19 protein-coding genes are annotated in these 21,819 nt (G+C 50.6%); 3 read left to right on the forward strand and 16 right to left on the reverse strand.

Features of this window, described 5'->3' with window-relative positions; translation table 11 throughout:
• Window positions 1-90: 90 nt before the first annotated feature.
• Together PCH05_RS08750 and PCH05_RS08755 are read right to left on the reverse strand one after the other, a co-directional pair.
• On the reverse strand, window positions 91-2,412 hold the full coding sequence (locus tag PCH05_RS08750; protein ID WP_127602002.1) for a glycoside hydrolase family 95 protein: 2,322 nt from the start codon (window positions 2,410-2,412) through the stop codon (window positions 91-93).
• A 190-nt stretch (window positions 2,413-2,602) separates the two neighbouring features.
• A complete protein-coding gene (locus tag PCH05_RS08755; RefSeq protein WP_246049422.1) occupies window positions 2,603-3,382 on the reverse strand; it encodes an FHA domain-containing protein in 780 nt (259 codons plus the stop codon).
• 108 nt (window positions 3,383-3,490) lie between these two features.
• Between PCH05_RS08755 and PCH05_RS08760 the strand changes: the two genes are divergently transcribed.
• Both PCH05_RS08760 and pdxK read left to right on the forward strand, forming a co-directional pair.
• Entirely contained in the window at window positions 3,491-3,952 is a 462-nt protein-coding gene (locus PCH05_RS08760; RefSeq protein ID WP_164766586.1) for an NTF2-like N-terminal transpeptidase domain-containing protein, read from the forward strand.
• A gap of 187 nt (window positions 3,953-4,139) precedes the next feature.
• Window positions 4,140-4,952 carry a pyridoxine/pyridoxal/pyridoxamine kinase gene (pdxK, locus tag PCH05_RS08765; protein ID WP_127602005.1) on the forward strand — a complete coding sequence of 271 codons (813 nt, stop codon included), beginning with the start codon at window positions 4,140-4,142 and terminating at the stop codon, window positions 4,950-4,952.
• 124 nt (window positions 4,953-5,076) lie between these two features.
• Here pdxK and PCH05_RS08770 read toward each other — a convergent pair whose 3' ends face one another.
• From PCH05_RS08770 to PCH05_RS08810, 9 genes are all read right to left on the reverse strand, one after another.
• Complete coding sequence (locus PCH05_RS08770; protein ID WP_127602006.1) at window positions 5,077-5,559, reverse strand: HAAS signaling domain-containing protein; 483 nt, start codon at window positions 5,557-5,559, stop codon at window positions 5,077-5,079.
• An 82-nt stretch (window positions 5,560-5,641) separates the two neighbouring features.
• The gene (locus tag PCH05_RS08775; protein WP_127602007.1) at window positions 5,642-5,986 is read right to left on the reverse strand and encodes a PadR family transcriptional regulator; all 345 of its coding nucleotides are present in this window, start codon (window positions 5,984-5,986) and stop codon (window positions 5,642-5,644) included.
• A 139-nt stretch (window positions 5,987-6,125) separates the two neighbouring features.
• Entirely contained in the window at window positions 6,126-6,944 is an 819-nt protein-coding gene (nadE, locus tag PCH05_RS08780) for an NAD(+) synthase (protein ID WP_127602008.1), read from the reverse strand.
• Window positions 6,945-6,960: 16 nt separating this feature from the next.
• A complete protein-coding gene (nadD, locus tag PCH05_RS08785) occupies window positions 6,961-7,575 on the reverse strand; it encodes a nicotinate (nicotinamide) nucleotide adenylyltransferase (RefSeq protein WP_127602009.1) in 615 nt (204 codons plus the stop codon).
• A gap of 130 nt (window positions 7,576-7,705) precedes the next feature.
• A complete protein-coding gene (locus tag PCH05_RS08790) occupies window positions 7,706-8,260 on the reverse strand; it encodes a cysteine hydrolase family protein (protein WP_127602212.1) in 555 nt (184 codons plus the stop codon).
• An 84-nt stretch (window positions 8,261-8,344) separates the two neighbouring features.
• The gene (locus PCH05_RS08795) at window positions 8,345-9,121 is read right to left on the reverse strand and encodes an NUDIX hydrolase (RefSeq protein WP_127602010.1); all 777 of its coding nucleotides are present in this window, start codon (window positions 9,119-9,121) and stop codon (window positions 8,345-8,347) included.
• Window positions 9,122-9,314: 193 nt separating this feature from the next.
• A complete protein-coding gene (locus PCH05_RS08800) occupies window positions 9,315-10,943 on the reverse strand; it encodes an MDR family MFS transporter (protein WP_127602011.1) in 1,629 nt (542 codons plus the stop codon).
• Between the two features lie 16 nt (window positions 10,944-10,959).
• Window positions 10,960-11,403: a MarR family winged helix-turn-helix transcriptional regulator gene (locus PCH05_RS08805; RefSeq protein WP_127602012.1), complete on the reverse strand. Its 444-nt coding sequence runs from the start codon at window positions 11,401-11,403 to the stop codon at window positions 10,960-10,962.
• Between the two features lie 216 nt (window positions 11,404-11,619).
• The gene (locus PCH05_RS08810) at window positions 11,620-12,711 is read right to left on the reverse strand and encodes a glycosyltransferase family 2 protein (RefSeq protein ID WP_127602013.1); all 1,092 of its coding nucleotides are present in this window, start codon (window positions 12,709-12,711) and stop codon (window positions 11,620-11,622) included.
• Between the two features lie 325 nt (window positions 12,712-13,036).
• On the opposite strand from PCH05_RS08810, the gene PCH05_RS08815 reads away from it, so the two are divergent.
• A complete protein-coding gene (locus tag PCH05_RS08815) occupies window positions 13,037-13,903 on the forward strand; it encodes a pentapeptide repeat-containing protein (protein WP_127602014.1) in 867 nt (288 codons plus the stop codon).
• A 95-nt stretch (window positions 13,904-13,998) separates the two neighbouring features.
• Here PCH05_RS08815 and PCH05_RS08820 read toward each other — a convergent pair whose 3' ends face one another.
• The 5 genes from PCH05_RS08820 to PCH05_RS08840 form a co-directional block, all read right to left on the reverse strand.
• Window positions 13,999-15,951 (reverse strand): elongation factor G, encoded by a 1,953-nt coding sequence (locus PCH05_RS08820; RefSeq protein WP_127602015.1) that lies wholly within the window; start codon window positions 15,949-15,951, stop codon window positions 13,999-14,001.
• A gap of 129 nt (window positions 15,952-16,080) precedes the next feature.
• Window positions 16,081-17,760: a glutamine--tRNA ligase/YqeY domain fusion protein gene (locus tag PCH05_RS08825; protein ID WP_127602016.1), complete on the reverse strand. Its 1,680-nt coding sequence runs from the start codon at window positions 17,758-17,760 to the stop codon at window positions 16,081-16,083.
• A 383-nt stretch (window positions 17,761-18,143) separates the two neighbouring features.
• Window positions 18,144-18,896, reverse strand: coding sequence for a DUF7002 family protein (locus tag PCH05_RS08830; RefSeq protein WP_127602017.1), 753 nt, complete (start codon window positions 18,894-18,896; stop codon window positions 18,144-18,146).
• On the reverse strand, window positions 18,874-20,877 hold the full coding sequence (locus PCH05_RS08835; protein WP_127602018.1) for a Na+/H+ antiporter: 2,004 nt from the start codon (window positions 20,875-20,877) through the stop codon (window positions 18,874-18,876). Before PCH05_RS08835 ends, PCH05_RS08830 begins: the two co-directional genes overlap by 23 nt.
• A gap of 168 nt (window positions 20,878-21,045) precedes the next feature.
• A complete protein-coding gene (locus PCH05_RS08840) occupies window positions 21,046-21,807 on the reverse strand; it encodes a metallophosphoesterase family protein (RefSeq protein WP_127602019.1) in 762 nt (253 codons plus the stop codon).
• Between the last annotated feature and the right edge of the window lie 12 nt (window positions 21,808-21,819).

Genomic DNA, 21,819 nt, shown 5'->3' on the forward strand with positions numbered 1-21,819 from the left:
AAAATAGAGTGCACGTCGAGCAGCTCCCGCAAATGAAAATAGGAACCTGTCACCTATTCAACAGATTCCTGCAATCGTTAACTTTTTTCTTCAGAACAGGCTGCCCGCGCTGCGTAACGGATGGTAGACTTCTCCCGGTTCCGTCTCAAATTCGCACTTTAGACCTTTCCACATGATTTTACACGTATGGCCCTGATGGGATACAATCCTGCAGTCCATGAGGTCACCCTGCTTCCATTCCAGATCGACTTCAAAACCGCCCCGGGCTCTCAATCCTTTCACCAACCCGGACCCCCACTCGGCAGGAAGTGCCGGCAGCAATTCCAGGACACCGGTATGGCTTTGCAGCAGCATTTCCGCTATGCCAGCCGTGCCTCCAAAGTTCCCGTCGATTTGAAAAGGCGGATGGTTATCCAGCAGATTCGGGAGCGTGGAATGGGTCAGCAAGCTTACCAGATTGCGATATGCCTGATCCGGTTTTCTCAATCGGCTCCAGAAGTTGATGATCCAAGCCCGGCTCCAGCCCGTATGCCCGCCGCCATGCGCAAGACGATACTTCAGGGTCTCTTCTGCCGCAGACATATAATCCGGCGTGGATTCGTATGTATACAGAGCTGCCGGAAACAAGCCGTATAAATGGGAAATATGCCTGTGGCCGGGTTCGACCTCCTCAACCTCCTCGCACCACTCAAGCAGCCTGCCGTCCGCTCCGATACCGGGCATGGCTAAATCGGGCAGCATCCCGGCAATCCGGGCCGTAAACTCATCCTTCAAGCCCAGGGTTTCCGCAGCCTCCAGCACATGGGCGAAAGCTTCGTGGATAATCTGCTGGTCCATGGCGGGAGCCATACATAAGCCGGTTACTCTTCCGGACGCCGAATAGTACATATTTTCCGGAGAAGTAGAGGGCCCCGATATCCAGCGGCCGGTTTTAGGGTCCCGGACCAGCCAATCCATGAAAAAGAGCGCCGCTTCCTTCAGAATCGGATAGGCACGCTCTGCAAGAAACGTCTTATCGCCCGTGAACCTGTAATATTCCATGAAATCACGGACGCACCAGCCCGCTCCCATCGGCCACATGCCATAGCTGATCATGCCAAGCGGAGCCGTAAACAACCAGGCATCCGTCGTATAATGGGCGACAAAGCCGCGGCAGCCGTATACTTCGGAGGCGGTCTTCTTACCAGGCTCCACAAGCCCCTCCATCAGCTCAAAGTACGGCAAATGGCATTCCGAGAGATTGGTAACCTGTGCCGGCCAATAATTCATTTGAAGATTGATGTTCAAATGGTAGTCGCTGTCCCATGGCGCTTCCATGAGCGGGTTCCAGATGCCCTGCAGGTTGGCCGGCATGCTTCCCGGACGGCTGGACGAGATCAGCAGATACCTCCCGTATTGAAAATACAGCGCGATCAGATCCGCATCCTTGCCGCCGTTGTTCATGTCGGTTATTCTTTGGTCTGTCGGAAAGGAACGCCGCTTAACCGTCTGGGGATCATCGACCGAGAGCTCTAGCTGGACCCGGCGGAATAAACGCCGATGCTCAGCGACGTGATCCTGTTTACTCTGATCATAGGTCTTCCGCATCGCCTGTGCCAGCTCATCCATACATAAAGAAATCAGGTCATGGCGAAAAGGTTCCATCGGTTGATTAAAATGATAATCGGTGCGTACGGCAAGGTATATGGTCAGGCTATCGGCCCCTGTAATCCGCAGCGCACCGCCGGCATGTTGCAGCCTGCCTCCTTCCATCGAGACTTTGAGGACGCCGGCGAATCGGACGCCCGGATGGCTGGTGCCATGCGCAGCTTGCCCCTCAAGAATCAGCATGTCCATGCCTCTACCGGAAGTCATGGCGCCTGTCTCCCGCGTCAAGCGGACGGATGTATGGATTTGTCCCGGCAGCTCCGCGGTCCATCTCATGACGAGAACTTGATCCACGGCACTGACGAACGTTTCGCGCAGATGACGGACGCCTCCCTGAAAGAACGTAACCGTGGCCATCGCCTGATCCAGATCCAGTTCCCGCCGGTATCCTTCCAGCTCCGCTGGCGCAAATCCTTCGATAGGTTCTAACCATATGTCCCCAAACGGCTGATAACTTCGAGGTCCCGTGTGAGGCGACAACACCTTCTCCTGCACAAGCCGCTCCGCCTCTTCTTCCCTGCCGGCAAACATCAACGCCCGCGCTTGTTCCAGGGCATCCCGCGCCCCCGGCTGATGCATGGGCACGGGCGGCCCTGCCCAGATGGATTCTTCATTGACCTGGATCCGCTCCACCGGCAGATCCCCGAAGACCATCGCACCTATTCTTCCGTTCCCGATCGGCAGCGCCCGGTTCCAGCCGGAATGCTCAGACGGCTCCGCGAGCGTTGAGGGCTTGTCATACCATAGCTTCAAGTTCTCTCTCATTATCAACTCCACCTTTTGATATCAGATCGTTCCTATTGGATCGCTGTCGTTGTACATGGTCACACGTATTCTGGTTCCATGCGTATACCAAAAACTCCTTCCCGTACGGGAAGGAGTTTGGACTAGACGTGATAGCACTGCCCGCAGTTCTAAGCCATTTTTGCATTTGCTTGACTGGAGGTCCGCCAAATCATGCCTGCTTGCTTGTTTCGGGGTGGTTCATGTCTCGTTTCATATATACGCCTTTTTTATAAACGGATTTAATCGAGAAGGATGCTCCAAGCTTTTTGTTCGTCCGGTAAATAAGCGAATTTACTTCGTCGATGCCGACAAGATCGGCCTCTCCGCTGCACCGCTCCGGCCAAACCAACTGCATGATCTCCTCTTTGGTCACGAAATGATCGAGCCGGTCGTGAAGCAGCTTGAACAGCAGATATTCCTTTTTGGACAACGTGATGCTCTCGCTGCCTACCTGAACGCTTTGAAGATAATCATTCAGCCGCACTTCCCGCTCCAGCAAATCCGAAATCAGGTATTCCCGCGTATCTTCCAGATCGCTGCTTACGTCCACCTGCAGTCCGACCAAACCATTGACAAGCGTCAGGCTGTCCTCGGCCGACAGGAGCGTCTTCTGAAAGGGGTTCAGGCGCTGTCCATTGATTTCGGTGCCGTTCTTGCTCCCCAAATCCTCGACATAAACATCGTTGTGCATGCGATGAAAGCGGCAGTGCAGTTTGGATACAAGCTGATTGTAGATCGGCAGAAGCGTGTGATTCATCCCTGTATGCCTGCCGACGGTGACGCTTTTTCCCTGCTCCAGATATTGAAATGAACCATGACCCTTCTGACCGGCTGTATCAACCATGATCTTTATGATATCCGGCATGACGAATCTCTCACTTTCTTCATGAACATTCAAGAGAATCTGATGACTGAATCGATCAATAATGATAATTTCATCAGATTTCATCCATTGTTTGCTCCATTGGTAAATTTTATAGTTACATGGAGCAATGGTTTGTTCTCTGCAATTATATTAACAGCTTGTGAATTATTTTTCAAAAGTGAGGTTGTCGAAATGAAGACAAAACAAATCGTCATGTACGGTTTGCTCTCCTTTTTGGCCGCGTCGGTGCTAGCTTTATATGTGTACTTTTTCGGCCAATTGAAGGATCATACACCGAATGAAACGGTACAATCCTATATAGTCAGTTTGCAAAACCGGAATTTTGATGAGCTTTATAACCTGATGTCCAAAGAATCATTGGAGCAATCGGGATTAACACGCGACCAATTCATCCAGAAATATACTGCTGTCTTCGAAAGGATGGGTGTACAAAACATCGAAGTCACAGCCGGCATGCCGCTCAAATCGATGGATACACCTGACTATACGCTGGATTATTCGGCCATCATTCGAACCCAAAGCGGTGAAATTTACGAGAGTTATCAACTGTGTCTGATCCAGGATAAATATGATAAAGGCCATCCCTGGAAAATCCAATGGAAACCCTCGCTCATTCTTCCGGACGATCTATAAGACGATATGCAAACGCAGAAAATCATCAGAACGCGTGAATAAGGTGAATATTTTGACGGAATATATAAAGTGATTGTATATTTTGTTGTACTTTTATGCCAAAAAAGCAACCAATGCACCGATTTTCTGGTATAATCAACTCGGTTTGAACGTTACATAATTCATTGCAGGAAAAGAGGAATCAACCGTGTCCAATATTGTTAAAACATTAACTATTGCCGGCAGCGACTCCAGCGGTGGCGCAGGCATTCAAGCCGATCTCAAAACCTTTGAAGAATACGGCACTTATGGCTTCAGCGCTTTGACCACCATCGTGACCATGGATCCGGATAACGGATGGCATCATAACGTGTATCCGGTTGAAGCCGCTCTGGTCGCCGAGCAGCTCAAAACCGTTTTTGCCGGCGGTCCTGTCGATGCGATGAAAACCGGCATGCTTGGCAGCGTGGAGATCGTCCGCGTCGCGGAACAGGCAATCAAGAACAATCACCAGTCCAATGTCGTTATCGACCCTGTGATGGTGTGCAAGGGCGAAGACGAAGTTCTGAATCCGGAGAGCGCCGAAGCGATCCGCGATCTGCTCCTTCCGCTTGCAACGGTGGTAACGCCTAATCTGTTTGAAGCCGGTGTTCTTTCCGGTCTCGGCAAGCTGACTTCTATCGAGGACATGAAAAATGCAGCCCGCAAAATTCATGAGCTCGGAGCCAAAAATGTGGTCGTAAAAGGCGGCAAAGCCTTGGACGGCGAAAAAGCAATCGACGTCTTCTTTGACGGATCAGACTTCACCGTCCTGGAATCGGATAAAATCGAGCCTGCCCATAACCATGGCGCTGGCTGCACCTTTGCGGCAGCCATCACTGGCGGTTTGGCGAACGGCCTGCCGGTTCATGAAGCGGTCGCGAAAGCGAAGGACTTCGTGTCGGCAGCCATTCGCAGCGGCTATCAATTCAATGAATACGTTGGCCCCGTGTTCCACGGCGGCTATCGTTTGAATCGCTAAGCGATCAGGGCATGGATTAAGAAAAAGCCTCCTTCTTCTCGAAGGAGGCTTTTTCCAATTTAAATTAGATGCCTGATGGCTAAATGACGGATCTTTTGAGTAAAAAGAATTCATGCTGCTATTTCTAATATCCCGCCGATTGGCTGCCGGGCAGTGAACGACTGTAACGTTCGGACAAGAACGCGAGGTATTTCTTTAATCCTACCCAGCTAAACCAGGCGATCCCGCCGATAATGGCTCCCAAGACAAGAGCAAAGATCATGCTGTATTGTGTGGGTACCTCCATCCCGGGTCCAATCGACATATTGATCCAAGAAGCTCCGAACGTGCGGAGAATACCTGCGAGGATGGTTAAAATGGTGCAAAAACCGAATCCGTATGCTAACGTTGCCAGCACGGGAATCACCATCACGCTGAGCAGTCCCGTCGTGCAGTAGAAGCCGATGATGTTTAGGACATCCTTAAACGACTTCACGTTTTTCAACCCGCCCATATGCTCGCTCCGGTATGCCTTGGCTAACTTTCGCGGGTCTCCGAGACGGGATAAAATAACGGACTCCGGCTGCCCGTTCGCTATGCCCTCGGCAATGTGGCTTTGAATCTCCATTACTCGTCCATCCTTTCTTCGTCAGGCAGCTTCTCCAAGTACCGGTTTAACTTTTCCAGGTACGCACTCCCCATTGCACTCATCATGAATTTTCTCCTCCCAACCATTGTATATGCCCGACAGCGCTGCTGATTTTATTCCATTCCACCGACATCTGCTCCGTCAATTCGCGTCCGGAAGCTGTCAGGCTGTAATATTTCCGCGGCGGTCCGGATTCGGATTCTTTCCAATAGGATTCAATATATTGATCCTTGAGAAGTCTGCGCAGCAGCGGATATAATGTCCCTTCCGTGATGGCCAGCGGTTCCCACTGGTCAAGCAAAGTTACAAGCTCATAACCGTATCGGGGTTCCCGTCCTATGAGCTGCAGGATGCAATATTCCAATATGCCTCGGCGAACTTGAGAAGTCCATTCCGACATTTCCATACAGTCGTCCGCTCCCTTCGATACCATAATATCACCTAGTACTGTGCTTTACAAGGTACTAGGCGATATATATCCTCATAATTTTCAAACCACACTAAAAATCCCGACTGCGGGTGCAGTCGGGATACGTTCATGCAAGCTATTTCCACCACTCGTCAAATGGCGTAACAGGAAGTTCACGCTTGTGCCGGGAGTTTTGATAGCGTTGTTCAATCTTCGCTTTCTCTTCTGGTGCCACTTCCTTACCGGCAAGGTATTCATCGATCACTTCGTACTTCATGCCAAGCTCTGTTTCGTCGGCCTGCTGCGGCTTATTGTCCAGCAGATCCGCTGTCGGCACTTTCAAATACAACCGTTCCTTCGCGGCCAGTGCTTTCAGCAGCTCTCGTCCTTGTCCCTTCGTGAGTCCGGTAAGCGGTATAACGTCGGCACCGCCGTCGCCAAATTTGGTGAAAAAGCCGGTGATCGCTTCAGCCGCATGATCGGTGCCGACAACGAGACACTGGCGTTCTCCGGCAATGGCATATTGGGCGATCATCCGCATTCTCGCTTTCACGTTCCCCTTATGGTAATCGGGAATCTCCGCTCCCGTCGATTCCAGGTAAGTCCCGGTAAACGCATTGACCGAATTCTCAATATTAAAGGTAAAGGATTGATCCGGCTGAATGAAGGTCAAAGCTTCCTGCGCATCGTCTTCATCCTTCTGGATGCCGAACGGCAGGCGTACAGCATAGAAGAACGCCTCATATCCCTCCGCGCGAAGCTCCTCTGCCGCAAGCTGGCACAAGCGACCCGCGAGCGTGGAATCCTGCCCGCCGCTGATGCCGAGCACATATCCTTTCGCTCCGGCTTTTTTACAATAAGCCTTCAAGAAATCAATCCGGCTGCGAATTTCCGCCTGGGGATCGATCACCGGCTTCACATGCAAGTCTTTCATCGTTTGTTCCTGTGTGTTCATATCGGGTCTCTCCTTGTCATTCATATAGTTGATGGGCTTTGATATAGTCGTAGCAGCGATCTGGAACGAGATAACGGGGCTCCCCGCCCATTTTGAACTCATCACGGATGTAGCTTGAACTGATCTCCATCGCCAGACCTTTATCGATCAGGTGAAACGTATGGCCATCATCCGCGTTCCGCAATATCGGGGACTTGCTGATGGCAGACAGCATGTTGATCCCATTCCGGGCCATCACGATGAACTTGTTTTCCTTGATCAGCTCTTCGGATTTTTTCCATTTGCCTTCGCCGATATCCAGCAGTAAATCGGCTCCCATGATAAAGTAAATCTCATCTTCCGGAAATTGCTTTTTGAAATGCTTCAGCGTCAGATACGTGGCAATTTCCCAGCCGGCCTGCTTCATTTCATAGTCATTGGCGACGAATTTATCATTGCCCTGAATCGCCAATTCAATCATGTTCCAGCGATGCTCATCACGGATGTGCAGCGTCTTGTCGGGCCTTTTGCTTGAACAGGGCAAGAAAATCACCTGATCCAGCTTGCAGCGATGTGCTACCGTGCTGGCCGTCCAAAGATGAACGTTCGTGATGGGATCAAAGGATGAGCCATATATTCCGATTTTAGCCATATAGACCTCCTTTTGCTTCATTCCGCCTTCGCTTGCCAACGAGCCTCTTAAGTTAATAAGCCAGATGTCCATATTCCAAACGAATACCTTTAGGTTTATCCGTTCAGTAAATTCTCAGACTCGCTATCTCTTACCTAACGCTGGCACCCAGCGAGCCTTTAAAATGCCGAAGCGCCCACGCATGGCCCTCCGGATCAAAGCTGGCCACGGCATCCTGATAGATCACTAGCTCAAAGCCCTTATTGTAGGCATCAACAGCTGTATGCAGCACGCAAATATCCGTGCATACCCCCACCAGATGCAATTCCGTAATGCCTCTGGCGCGAAGCTGCAGCTCAAGGTCCGTTCCTGCAAACGCGCTGTATCTCGTTTTGTCCATCCCATAGACATTTTTGTCCGCACGATTCGCTTCGAATACCTCCTCCAGCGCTCCATACAGCTTCCGGCCCGGCGTGCCTTCGATATTATGAGGCGGAAACAGCTTCGTTTCGGGATGGAGCGTGTCTCCGGCTTGATGGACATCGATGGCGAACACGACATAATCCTGATTATCGATAAACTCTTTGGTGATCCGAACGATTTCTTCTTCGATTTCCTGGCCAGGAACGCCGCATGTCAACGCGCCGTCGGCAGCGACAAAATCATTCGTGTAATCGATATTGATTAACGCTTTTTTACGATCCATACCCATCTCGATTCCCTCCTGATATTTTCAACTCATTTAGCGTCTAAACGATCTTTTCATCATCAATTCTTGATTAGCATCCTTTTACTTTTTCGCATGGTAGATGGAATTGTTCACTTCCATATTTACAAAACGATACAGCTGAGTCGGTTTTTTAGATGTACGAGTCGTTTTTTTGCCTTCCGCCTCTTCGATAAACGGGAGAGATTTGATTTTCCTCGCAAATGCCGCATCCAAGGCGATCGCCGAATCATTCGTTACCGTCAGCAGGACGGCCTGCAGCTCGGAGTACGTAAATTCCTCAGGCAAAAACGCCTTTGCGACCGTGGTCTCCAGCAGCTTTTTGCGGATAACGGAAATGGCATCCTGAATAATTTTCGCATGATCGAAAGCCAGATCCAGCTCCAGAACCTCGCTTACCGAAAAGAGCTCCACCTCGCTCGCGTCATCCTGGGCTTGCCGATGCGACAGCTCGTGTTCCGGAACGATCGCATAATGCGCGTTCGAAATAATCCATCCCCTCGGATCACGCCCCGGCGTATCATAAACCCCAAAATGCTCAAGATGAATATGGTCAACGCCCGTCTCCTCCCGGAGCTCCCGCTGCGCTGACTGATAGGCGCTTTCTTCCGGATCGACAAAGCCGCCCGGCAGAGCCCACTTGCCTGCTTCCATGTTGGGCCGTCCTTCGCTGTCCATCATGCTCCGCTGAATCAGCATGATTTTCAGATCCATGACAGGAGGCTTGAACGCCTCCGCCTTCTCGGAAAGAATCGTAAACACCGCGATGTCCGAGGTGTAGCCATCGGGGGTTCTGTACTTAGCTGCATCGTATTGCTTCAATGCTTGCTCGTTCGACATGCATTCACCTCGCACTTATTGATGAGTTTCCAATTGCCTCACCTAACATTTGACGTTTTGTTAATTGTATTATAGTAACACAGGCTGCGCCTGTCAACCAATTTGTTCCATCCGGATTATTTTTAACGTAGGTGAACAAACGAATACCCCAAGCTGTTTTTAGCCTGGGGTATCGTTTATTTCATTATACGCATTATTCTGCGGTCAATGCTTTACCTTCTTTTATACCGGGATTCGCCTCGGGAGCAGCCGCATCTGCCGGCTGATTCGATGAGCGAAGCGGAAGCTCCTTCAGGAAGAAGACCAGCAGCAGCGCCACGACAAGCACCAGCGTACCTGTAAGAAATACGGTCGAAAGCGTGTTGCCCAACGCATCTCGGATGCTGTCAATCATTTGCACGAACAATGCTTTGGCATCGGCCGGCAGGCTTGCTTCCGTCTTTTCGACGAGCGGCTTGTTCATCAGCGTCTGCGGATTGGCAAATGACAGCATGCTTTGTGCCACTTGCGGATCCACTTTGCTAAAGTCCGGCGCGCTTGGAGATTGCAGAGCTTCTTTCAGGTTCTTCGTCAGGCTGTTGGACATAACGGTTCCCATCACGGCGATGCCGATCGTTCCTCCGAGGTTACGGAACAGCTGCGTTGAGGCCGTCACGACGCCAAGCTCTTTGTGCGAAACGGCATTTTGCGTCGCCAGCGAGAACACCGGCATGCCCAGACCGAGACCGAGGCCGAAAATAACCAAACTCAAAATGGTAAGACCAATATTGTCCATGAAAATCATAATCGCCATTCCGATAATCATTACCGGCATACCGATCAATGCGAAACGCTTGTACTTGCCGGTTTTAGCGATCAGCTGACCGGTAATGGCACTCATGACGACCATGCAGATGGACATCGGCAATGTAACATAACCCGCATAGGTCGGAGAAATAGCCAGAACGCCTTGAACATAGAAAGAGATATAGATCATAGCACCCATCAAGCCGAAGTTCATGATAAAGCCGATAATATTCGAAATGGTGACGACGCTGTTTTTGAACAAATGAAGCGGCAGAATCGGTTCTTTGACATATTTTTCAATCAGAATGAAAATAAAGCCTGCTACCACCGAGCCTCCGATAAGGCTCAAGATTTGCCAGGAACCCCATGGATGCTCCGTACCGGCCCACGAGAACGCGAGCAGCAGCGGAACGATCGTGAGCGTCAGGAACAGAGAGCCCCAATAGTCGATACTCTGTCCTCGTTTACGGTCCACTTTAGGGAAGAGCATCAAAATCATGATGAAGGCAACGACGCCAAGCGGCAGGAAGATCCAGAACAACCAATGCCAATCGATATGATCGACCAGGTAACCGCCGAGCGTCGGGCCGAGTACGCTTGAAAAACCGAATACGGCCGTCATCAGACCCATCCACTTGCCGCGCTCACGCGGAGGGAACAGATCACCTACTGCTGTAAAGGCTGTGGACTGGATAATACCTGCACCAATGCCTTGAATACCGCGGTAAATAATAAATTGATACACATCAGTGGAGGTTCCCGTCAGGAATGCCCCGACCATAAAAAATAATATACCGATCAATATGAACGGCTTACGGCCAAACATATCTGACAGCTTGCCGACCAAAATGGTTGCAATGGTGGACGTCAATAAGTAAATGTTGATGGTCCAAGTGTAATAATCCATACCATCAAGAATCGCGATAATGCGCGGCATCGCCGTGCTTGTAATCGTCTGGTTAATAGCAGCGAAAAACATTGCGGCCATAATCGCGATCATGATCGTAACTTTTCTTTTAAGCGTTAAATGCTCCATGCTTTCTCTCTCACCTCTAAATGTCGTTATAATCTATGTCCGAAAGCATTGAAGAGAAGATCCTTCTCAAATGCTGAATATCCTCCTCCGACAGCATACCGAAAAAGCCTTGAATGACTTCTTTCTGATCCTCTTTGATCTTGTCGATGATGGCATGCCCTTCATCCGTTATTTTCGTATAAACGACCCTTCGGTCGTTCTCCCCCCGTTCCCGGACGACATAACCGCTCACAATCAGCTTATCGGTCAAGCTCGTGATCGCCGGAGAAGTCAAAGCCAATGCCTCCGCCAGTTCCGATACTTTCAGAGCGCCCTTGTTCTTCAAGGTAAACAATACCTGAAACTGGGGAAAAGTCAGATTATATTCCTTAGCGCTTATTTTGTTCCATTCCTGAGACAAATTTTTTAACAAGGCACGAAACATTGCCGTCACTTCAAACAGCAATTCGCTTTTAGCCAAGCTTAAAACCCCCTTAACCGCATAACCCGCTCGCACGCGTTTTTTATGTAGTCACGCAAAATAATAAGAAATGAATATTTCAGTGACTTAATCATTAAAGACTTAAGTAATATTAAAGGCTCCGCAAAGAATAGTCAAGCGGCGATCAAAAATATTCGGAAAATAAAAGCAGCCCGAATCATGGAACATGACTCCAGCCGCTTTGATGTCCATCCCTTAAGCTTTAAGCTCCGTTCGATCATAGGTCGTACCCCGCCACGTCATACCTCCACGCCGACCGGCGTTAACAGCCCCGCGCCATGCACCGGCGATGAGAAGCAAACCTACGATGGGGTGCGCGATTCCATACCATTTCCCGCTTCCGGAATGTCTGGCGTAGACCATGTACAGCCAAAATACGGACACCAGGCTCACAGCACACAGCATTCTGGCGGATGCCGGCCCTGCAAAAAGTCCGATCCACGGATAAATCATCGTCAACAGGCAGGATATCGTCGTTAGGATCGCATTCGGAATCCGAAAAACGGATTTCTCGACGCTTCCGACCAGCTGCTTCACATTTTCATACCATTCCCACACCGCTATCTCACGCGTCCCGTAAATCGCATCCTGGCGGAATCCCGCTTGCTTGAGTTTTTTTCCGAGCGCCGCGTCATCGGTCGTAATATAAGCGAATTCAGCATGGGTTCCAATCTTGTCGTATGCAGCCGTCCGGACCAGGTTGAATGCTCCAACGCCCAAGGATTGCGTCGATTTCGGATCTTTGATTTTCCACAGTCTTCCGAAGGAAGACGCGCTCATAAAAATAAAGGCAGCGTACCATTTGGCAAACAGATTCGGACCTTTAAAGTCCGGGATCATCGTCAAATGATCCAGAGAATTTCGCTGACTGTAAGTAACGGCCTTTGCGATGCAGCTGGGCTCAAACAGGATGTCCGCATCCGTAAAAAGCAGCCACTCCCCTTTTGCTTGCTTGGTCCCCTGATACAGCGCATGGCTTTTGCCCATCCAGCGCTCCGGCAGCTCGGTGATTTCGATCACCGACACATTCGGATAGGCTGCCTCCAACTTGGCCATGATTTTTCCTGTTGCGTCTTCGGAACGATCGTTAATGAGTATGATTTCCAGCTGCCTGTAGGTCTGTTGGACGAGCGAGAGCACGCAGCGCTCAAGTGCCTTCTCTTCATTCCGGGCGGCCAGGACGACCGATACCAATGGATGGCTGCCATTCGGTAACTCCTCTGTGTCGTGAAGCCCCCCGATCTCCTTCGCTTTCAAGGTGAAAATAACGGCAATCGGCCCCCACATGATTACATTCAGTCCTCCCAAAATCCAATACAACCAATGCAAACCTAATCCCTACTTTCGAATAAATTGAACGTTCGTTCTAATCTTTGCAAAAAAATAAGCTGCAAAGAATTCCTTTGCCCATGTATCACTATATAGAACGAACGTACTAATCAAATTTTAAATGCTCGGGCACATGTTTGGCAATCTTTTCCTCTCCTTTTCACGAATCTGACAAATTAAAGGTTGATGCACTTTGCAGTTCCGGCTAAACTTTGAACATATGAAAAAGATCATCTGCGTTTTCTTCAAATTTCATCTATGAACCAAAGGAGTCTTCACGATTATGACGATAGATCGACCAAAATCCCCACCCTATATGGATCGAAGCAATTTGCAGGCGGATTGTGAACAATGCTTCGGCCTTTGCTGCGTGGCTCTACCCTATGCCGCATCGTCGGATTTTGCTTTTGATAAAGCTGCCGGGAAGCCTTGCCCTAATCTTCAAAACGATTTCCGCTGCGGCACGCACAGCAGTCTGCGCCAGCTTGGAATGCGCGGCTGCACCGTTTATGACTGTATGGGCGCAGGGCAAAAGGTCTCCCTGCACACCTTTAACGGGCGCGACTGGCGAGAAGCTCCGGAAACAGCAGCCCTTATGTTCGCCGTCTTTCCGCTTATGTGGCAGCTTCATGAGTTGATGTGGTATCTGAACGATGCGTTATCACTGGAAGGCATTCAGGATATACACGATGATCTTCGGCAGGCTTTGGAACGAACGGAGCAGCTGACGCTTCTCAGCCCGGAGGACTTATTACATTTGGATGCAGCCGCTCATCGCGCGGAGGTCAATGTCCATCTGGTGCGGGCAAGCGAGCTGGTGCGCGGGAATGCGCGCCGTCATCATAAAGGAGCGCCGGGACGTCGTAAAATTGCGGACCGCGGAGCCGATTTGATCGGTGCCAAACTTAAAGGCGCCGATTTGAGATACCAGAGCCTGCGGGGCGCCTATCTGATTGCCGCAGATCTTCGCGGCGCCGACCTGCGCGTTACGGATCTGATCGGTGCGGATTTCCGCGATGCGGATATCCGCGGTGCCGACCTGACAGGCAGCTTCTTTCTGACCCAGGCACAGCTCAACGCGGCAAGAGGCGATGAGCATACCAAGCTTCCGCCGCATCTCGCACGCCCGTCTCATTGGTTGAGAGGCTAAACGAGGATCTGATCTGCAAGTTACGCTTCCGCAGCGTGCTTATTCAAGACAAAAGAGCCGCCCCAGGTCAAATGACTTTGGGCGGCTCTAATGGTTTATATGATATGCATATATCCTTCCGCTTCATCCCAAGGAACGCCAAACGCCTTACCCTTGGAGCAAAAGATGGAGGATGACGTGTACTCCGGATCTGCATTTTTATCATACGATTTGGCAGCGATCACCTGCTCATATTGACGGCATGCTTTGTATCCGTTCAACCGGAGCGAAATAGCCCCTCTCCCTTTCGTATACGCAGCTAATTCCGCAGGGTAATTCATCATCGTGGCTACGGGTGCCTCCCCGCTGATGTCAGCAGTGTCACCAGCAATTTCCGGCGGGTTAAAGATGCCTCGCGCTTGCTGTATATCTGACATGACCCGACCGATCAGGTCGGAATCCACTTTAATTGTAAACTCATAAAACGGCTCCAGTAGCCTGCTATCCGCCTTTTCCAGTCCTTGACGCAATGCGCGAAGCGCCGCTTCCCGGAAATCGCCGCCGCTCGTATGCTTATTATGCGCCCGGCCCGTTAGTAAGGTGACCACGACATCCGTCACAGGCGAACCCGTTAACAACCCGCGATGCTCCTTCTCGGTCACATGCTGTCCGATCAGATGCTGATAGCCGACGCTTAAATCATCCGGATGGCAAGCATTCACGAACGTAATCCCGCTCCCGGAAGGTCCGGGTTCCATTCGGAGATGCACTTCCGCATAATGACCGAGCGGTTCGAAATGACCGTATCCGATGGTCTGGGACGTAATCGTTTCCTTGTACAAAATTTCCGGATTGCCGAAGGTAACCGGGAACCCGAAGCGGGCTGCAACGACCTGAAGCAGAACCTCAAGCTGGATCGTCCCCATTACATGGATATGAAGCTCCTGAAGCGCTTCATCCCAAACCACGCCAAGCGCGGGATCCTCAGCGTCTAACATCCGGAAACAACGTACCACCTCGCGTGCGGGAATCGATTTGTCAAAGATGACCTTCGATTTCAACGCGGGAACGAGCTCGTAAGGTACCCGCTGCCGGAAGGCTCCAAGTCCCTGACCTGCCGCCGCTTCCGTCAGTCCGGTCACGGCAATCAGCTGTCCCGCGGTGGCTGCATCCGTGGAGCTGTTCCGATCTCCGTTGTATAGGCGAATTGAAGTGATTTTCTCCCTCTTTTCCTCGCCCGCCGCATCGGTATAGACGATTTCATCCCTGACGCTCAGCTTTCCTTGCTTTATCTTCATGAAGGTTAAACGCATTCCCTGGGAATCGTGGCGGATTTTATACACTTGCGAGGCAAATGGGCCGGATTCATTATGTTCGGTCTTCGTCAGCAGCTCTAGATTACCGAGAAAATCATCAATACCCTCATCCTGCAGGGCGGAGCCGTACATGACCGGAAAGATCCGACGCTCTTTCAGCAGGGAGCGGCTTACGGTAACCGCCTGTTCCGAATCGGCATGCCCCGCCAGGTATGCTTCCAACCATGCTTCATCTCGTTCAGCCATAAATTCCAGAACGGATTCATCCATCCGTTGCTCTAACGAACCATGAATAAGACAAGCATCCGGAGTCAGCTGCTTCCGAATTTGCTCCAGTACTGCAGCCGGATCCGCCCCCTCGCGATCGGTCTTGTTCAAGAAAAACAATACGGGGACGCGATATTTTTCTATGAGATGCCATACGGTCTCGGTATGCCCCTCAACGCCTTCCACAGCGCTGACGATCACGACCGCATAATCCATCACCTGCAGCGCACGCTCCATCTCTGCCGAGAAATCGACGTGGCCTGGCGTATCGATCAGATCGTAAACCGAGCTGCCGTAGGACATGATGGCCTGATCCGCGAAAATGGTGATCCCGCGCGCACGTTCCAGTTCATGACGATCCATAAAAGCATCCCTGTGGTCCACCCTCCCCCGCTCGCGGATGCTGTTCGTATGATACAGGAGCTGCTCGGCAAACGTTGTTTTTCCGGCATCGACATGAGCTAGCAGCCCCACCGTTTTATACATTTTCCCCAAGGTGATCACGTCCGTTTGTAGTTAATTTCAACAATAGCAATGTACATTCTAAATCATTATATCAGAAAATGGTAAAGCACCTGATGGACTCCGGCTGCCATAATTCTGTCCATCATGCCGTTACTTCCCCTTTTTCCATGAATCCTTTAACGAAACCACGCGGTTATAAACCGGCTTCTCTTCGGTTGCATACCTCGAATCCAGACAGAAATATCCATGACGGATGAATTGGTATGTCGTTTTCATATCCGCGTGCTTCATCCCTTCTTCAAGGATCGCATCGGTTATTACGGTTTTGGAATCCGGGTTCAGAATGTGCTTCCAGTCGTTGTCCGATTCGGCAAGGCGAGCCTCCTCCCGCAGAAGCTTGTCGTACAGATGCACCTCTGCGCTTACCCCATTCATAGCTGATACCCAGTGAATCGTGGACTTTACTTTTCGGCCTTGAAAGCCCGACCCGCTTTTGGTTTCAGGATCGTAGGAACAATGCAGCTCGGTAATATCTCCCGTTACAGGATCACTGATCACCCCTTCGCATTTGATGAAATAAGCCCCTTTAAGCCGCACTTCCGAACCCGGAGCTAACCGATGGAAACCTGAAACGGGACATTCCATGAAGTCTTCCCTTTCGATATACAGCTCCCTGGAAAACAGGACATCCCGGCTGCCCACGGACTCGTCGGTTTCGTGGTTTCTCAGGCGCAACCGCTCCGTTTGGTCTTCGGGGTAATTCGTTAGGATGACCTTCAACGGATGCAGTACCGCCATCGCACTGATGGCCCGCTCCTTCAGATCTTGACGAATATAGTGGTCCAGCATGGCCGAATCCACGGTAGAGTTTTGCCTGAACACGCCAATTTCCTGAACAAATCGCTTGATCGCCTCCGCTGTGACGCCCCTTCGTCTCAGGGCTTTGATCGTAGGCAGACGGGGATCATCCCAGCCATCCACAAATCCGCCCTCAACCAGCTCCCTGAGATATCGCTTGCTTGTGACAAGCCCGCTCACATTCAGACGGCCAAATTCCCTTTGTTTAGGAGGTTCCGTCACGTCAAGCTCACGCAGAACCCACTCATACAGAGCACGATGGTCTTTGAATTCCGCGGAGCACAACGAATGCGTAATGCCCTCCAGGAAATCTTGAATCGGATGCGCAAAATCATACATGGGATAAATGCACCATGCCCGCCTCGTACGGTAATGCTCCGCATGAAGAATACGGTACAACACCGGATCCCGGAGATTCATGTTGGGTGAGGACATGTCGATTTTGGCACGGAGAACTTTGGACGAAGCCGGGTACTTCCCCTCCCTCATACCCTGGAACAAGACAAGATTTTCTTCAACGGACCGGTTGCGGTAAGGACTGTCCGTGCCGGCCTCCGTCAGCGTTCCTCGATATGCGGTAATTTCTACAGGAGTCAGATCGCATACGTACGCTTTACCTTTCCGGACAAGCTGCATGGCTGCTTCGTAATAGCGCTCTGAATAATCGGAGCCGAAATAAACGGGAGGATGAATGCCGAGCCATTCCATATCCTCCTTAATGGCTTCCACATACTTGATATCCTCCTTCACGGGATTGGTATCATCGAATCTCAAGTGAAAGACGCCGCCATATTTTTCGGCAATGGAATGGTTGATCCATATCGCGTAGGCGCTGCCAATGTGCAGGAATCCATTCGGTTCCGGCGGGAACCTCGTAGCGACAGGTCTATGATACTCTCCGTTCTCCAGGTCTTCCTTCACCAGCTTCGTCAAAAAATCCGTCGTTTCTTCGTTAAACGTCTTCGAATCCATCGTGAACACCTCCAAAAGTGTGATGAGCCTGAAACTTCTATACAACAAAAAAATCCCGTCTCCAAGACATGTGTCTTGGGGACGAGATTCGGTTTCGCGGTGCCACCCCTGTTCACGGAAAACTTCACAGTCCTCCGCCTCTTCGGGTACGGCAGCCTATATCTGCGTATACCCTAGCTCTATAACAGGAGCTCCTGTCACACCATCCCTGCAAATGAGTTCCGATGCACCGCTCAGAGGCTTGTTTCAACGAACCGGATTCTGCTCCTTTTCAGCTGCCGGAGCTCTCTACAAGAATCCATGCTTCGTTTACTCTTCTCTTCCATGCGTTTCATGTTTGGTAAATATTATCATCCTGCTGCTCAAAAGTAAACCCGTCACTTTCATTTCATTGAGCCGTCCCGTTTAACCTCCCAACAGTCCGGAAAGAGGCTTAGACAGAGAGCGCCAGCAGCTTGGCACATCCCGGCTGTCATCAGTATGAACGGCCTGTAAGAAGCTTGTGATGCGGTCAACCGATTTTCGATCAATACCTCGCGGATCTCGGACGCCTTGGTAGGTACGTTGCCGTTCACTTTGATTTTATAATGATCCAAATCCACAAACATATTCGGACTCTTCTTATAAGAGCAATGTTTCGGATAACGTGGGGAGCTTCCCGAATCATACTTGGACAGCTTGACTGCATCATAATGATCAAGCAATAGCGAAGCCGCGTCAAAGGACAGCACCGCAAATTTCTCCTCCGGCTCTCTGCGGGTATAGGTAGAAAGCATCTTCTGGCAGTCCCTTCGCGTAGGCCAAAAAAACACATGACGATCCAAATAAGCGCGAAACTGTTCCAGCGTGAAGTCAGGCTCTAACATGCTCTCTGGAATACACAAATGAGCATTGATGGTAATCAGATGACGGTCATACCGCACTTTCATGGGCGACGTTCTCCGTTCTCCTGCCGGATAAGGACTCATGCTGCCGCTAGAAACTAAAGAATCGGAAGCAGCGATGGCCGTTAAATTGCTGAGCCGCGTAAAGTGATACAGCGTTCGTCTGCCTGCTGTCGGCGTGACCGAGGCGACGATTTCCATTCTTACATCCGCAGGGTTGTCCGCATTCTTAATGTCCTTCTTCATCGTCATGTACCGTCAGCGTCTCGTAGACATGTCCTTCATGGTAGTTCACGTCCATCCGCAGCGTGTTGGCCAGCGTTCGGCTGATCTCCCCTTGTTCGAACAGCGTCTGAATTTCATTGCGCTCAGCCTGGATAGCCTTAAGCTCAAGCTCTCTGCGCTCGATATTCGGATCCAATCCGGATTCGCTGCGCTTCGAATCATTCTGCAGCTGAAATTCCATGCCTCGGTAATCCGCAATGATATTCTGAACAGTATCGCGGTTCTCCGGGGTTTCCAACTTTTTCACCTCTAGGATTGCTGCTTGAATGGCTTCGAGCTTAAGCAATTTGTATTCTCCCCACTTCGGATGGGACCGATCAAAAGCTTTTTCCTTTTTGCTCGCTTTCCTCATCCACCTCTTGAGAATCGCCAAGCCGAGAATAAGCAGCTTTTTCAGCTTCAAGCGGGTTGTGAGCATAAGTTCGATTTTTTCAAGCGATGTCTGGAATTTCTGCGCAAGCACCGGCGATATCCGTCCTTCCTTCAACCAGCTCTCCGCGACTCTCTTTTCCGCTTGCAAGGCTTGAAGGCGTATATCGAGCGCTGATTTCCAGGCGTCAGACAGATCTGTCCTGTTTTTCAGCTTGGTCATCTGAAGCTTATGCGTATAGAACGAAATCAATCCCAATCCTTCCTGCCGGTTGTCATCATTCATTTCGCTGCGAATGGCAAGAAGGCCAGCTTCCAGCACTCTCACTCTTGCATCCCGTTCGATTTCTTCCTGTTCATGCGGATCGGCTTTGGCATCGCGGGTCAGCAGCGGCAGCAAGGCGCTCGCCACAATAAGCGTGACCAGAATGACTCCCGAACAGATGAAGAGAATCAGGCTCCTTTCGGGAAATGGGCTGCGATCCGCCAACGTGAGAGGAATGGAAAACGCGGCTGATAACGTTAATGCTCCCCGGACACCCGACAAAGCGGTGAGCAGGGCATCGCGGAAATGCCTGTTCGCCGACCATACCCACAGGAAGCGCAGCACAATCAGCACCGCGGTAATCAGGAGTATATATCCGATCACTTGCCCGTTATTATAAGCCGGATCCTTCCACACTTCAGATAAGACAGCGGGAATTTCAAGCCCGAGCAAAATAAACACGAGCCCGTTCAGCGAAAACAGGATCACCGACCAGGTGCTGTCGGATACGACGCGCAGCCGCGCCGACCCTCTTCTCATTCGATCCCGTTCAATGGCATGGGTTACTCCGGCTGCTACGACAGCCAAAATGCCGGATACATGCACTTCTTCTGCGATCCAGTAAATGATAAAGGGAGTCAAAATGATAATAAGCATATGCAGCGTGACATCCTCCATCCCTAGCCGTCGCAGCTGCAAGCGGATGCCGATGACCAGGAATCCCAGCACAGCGCCGACGAGGATGCCCCCAACCGCAATGACCAGGAAGCTTCCAATCGCTTTGGGCAGTGAAAAATATCCCGTGACGGTGGCAGCAATAGCAAAATTAAAGGCAACCAGACCTGACGCATCATTCATTAATGCTTCGCCTTCAAGCAGCCGCATAATATTGCCGGGTAGCTTGACTCTCCCCGACAGAGATCCGACCGCCACGGCATCCGTTGGAGACAGAATCGCAGCTAACGCGAAGGCAGCCGATAGCGGTATGGCCGGAATAAGCCAATGGATGAACGGGCCGGCAATCAACACGGTTGCGAACACAAGCCCAAGCGCCAACAGCAAAATAAAGGAACGCAGCTGCCATAATTCATCCCGCGGCGTTATTTTACCGTCATTGAACAGCAGCGGAGCGATAAACAGCAGTAAGAACAGCTCGGGATTCAGCGGAATATGATGCAGCCCCGGTACGAATGTCGCCAGGATGCCGAGCGCAATTTGGATCAATGGAACCGGGACCACCGGAATGAAGTGATTCACGACATTGGAGATACCGATTAGAATAAGCAGCACAAGGACCACAAGAAATATTTCCACGAGCCTGTCCTCCTAATGGTTCACATTTCGAAAGTTGTGAAAACCTGATCGGATTATGTATTTACTAACAACTATTGTGTTCCGTTTCTTCTAGGTTCATCCGGCTTGCCTAAGCGGCTTCAAGCCCAAAAATAAAAACCCGCTTGGCGGGTTTAATGATTGTTTCATCTATGACTGTCCCTCTACTTCGTTTCCTGCTGCAAAAGAATCATCTTTGGGGACAACATGCATCTTGTACTCATTTCGTTCATTGATTTCGAGGCAATTGAGCTGTTTACCGAATACGCAGCCGCCATCAATACCGATTTTATCTTCCAAAGGACTGAACCAGATATCCGCTGATTCATGCAGATGTATAGCCGGCGTATGTCCAAAGACCACTTTTTTATCGAGGCCGGTGGGATTCGCGTAGAAGGGTTCCCTGATCCAGATGAAATCCTCGTGAGGCTGCTGCTTCCAGTCGGAATGCAAAGGATTGACCCCGGCATGCACAAAAATATGGGAATTCGTCTCATGATACAAACCCAGACTGCCTAAAAAATCCAGATGATGTCTGAAGCTGCTCTTCACGACTTCCTTAGCCTCTTTGAACTTGCCTGGCTCCATCTCCTCGCCGAAAAAATCCGCTCCACAGTAGCTTTCCAGCGTTTGGCGCGCACCGTTGCGACTCCATCTGGCATTCAGCTCGTCCGATTCGTTCAGAATCGCGTCATGCATCATCTGATCATGGTTACCGCGAAGAACAACGACGCCATGCCGATTTTTCAGATCAATGAGCTGTTCGATCACACGTTTGCTGTCGCGTCCTCTATCCACGTAATCGCCCACCAAGATCAATTGATCTTCAGCAGGATCGTATTGTACCTTTTCCAACAGCTGGTTGAATTCCGCCCAGCAGCCATGAATATCGCTAATCGCAAGTGTTCGCATCGCTATTCTTCC

It is taken from the genome of Paenibacillus chibensis, assembly GCF_004001045.1.
Lineage (GTDB): Bacteria > Bacillota > Bacilli > Paenibacillales > Paenibacillaceae > Paenibacillus_AQ > Paenibacillus_AQ chibensis.

Bases quoted from the DNA above. Each gene is read 5' to 3' on its own strand.
- PCH05_RS08750 (WP_127602002.1), bottom strand. From the start codon at position 2,412: ATGAGAGAGAACTTGAAGCTATGGTATGACAAGCCCTCAACGCTCGCG.
- PCH05_RS08755 (WP_246049422.1), bottom strand. From the start codon at position 3,382: ATGAAATCTGATGAAATTATCATTATTGATCGATTCAGTCATCAGATT.
- PCH05_RS08760 (WP_164766586.1), top strand. From the start codon at position 3,491: ATGAAGACAAAACAAATCGTCATGTACGGTTTGCTCTCCTTTTTGGCC.
- PCH05_RS08770 (WP_127602006.1), bottom strand. From the start codon at position 5,559: ATGGAGATTCAAAGCCACATTGCCGAGGGCATAGCGAACGGGCAGCCG.
- PCH05_RS08775 (WP_127602007.1), bottom strand. From the start codon at position 5,986: ATGGAAATGTCGGAATGGACTTCTCAAGTTCGCCGAGGCATATTGGAA.
- nadE (WP_127602008.1), bottom strand. From the start codon at position 6,944: ATGAACACACAGGAACAAACGATGAAAGACTTGCATGTGAAGCCGGTG.
- nadD (WP_127602009.1), bottom strand. From the start codon at position 7,575: ATGGCTAAAATCGGAATATATGGCTCATCCTTTGATCCCATCACGAAC.
- PCH05_RS08790 (WP_127602212.1), bottom strand. From the start codon at position 8,260: ATGGATCGTAAAAAAGCGTTAATCAATATCGATTACACGAATGATTTT.
- PCH05_RS08795 (WP_127602010.1), bottom strand. From the start codon at position 9,121: ATGTCGAACGAGCAAGCATTGAAGCAATACGATGCAGCTAAGTACAGA.
- PCH05_RS08800 (WP_127602011.1), bottom strand. From the start codon at position 10,943: ATGGAGCATTTAACGCTTAAAAGAAAAGTTACGATCATGATCGCGATT.
- PCH05_RS08810 (WP_127602013.1), bottom strand. From the start codon at position 12,711: ATGTGGGGGCCGATTGCCGTTATTTTCACCTTGAAAGCGAAGGAGATC.
- PCH05_RS08815 (WP_127602014.1), top strand. From the start codon at position 13,037: ATGACGATAGATCGACCAAAATCCCCACCCTATATGGATCGAAGCAAT.
- PCH05_RS08820 (WP_127602015.1), bottom strand. From the start codon at position 15,951: ATGTATAAAACGGTGGGGCTGCTAGCTCATGTCGATGCCGGAAAAACA.
- PCH05_RS08825 (WP_127602016.1), bottom strand. From the start codon at position 17,760: ATGGATTCGAAGACGTTTAACGAAGAAACGACGGATTTTTTGACGAAG.
- PCH05_RS08830 (WP_127602017.1), bottom strand. From the start codon at position 18,896: ATGACGATGAAGAAGGACATTAAGAATGCGGACAACCCTGCGGATGTA.
- PCH05_RS08840 (WP_127602019.1), bottom strand. From the start codon at position 21,807: ATGCGAACACTTGCGATTAGCGATATTCATGGCTGCTGGGCGGAATTC.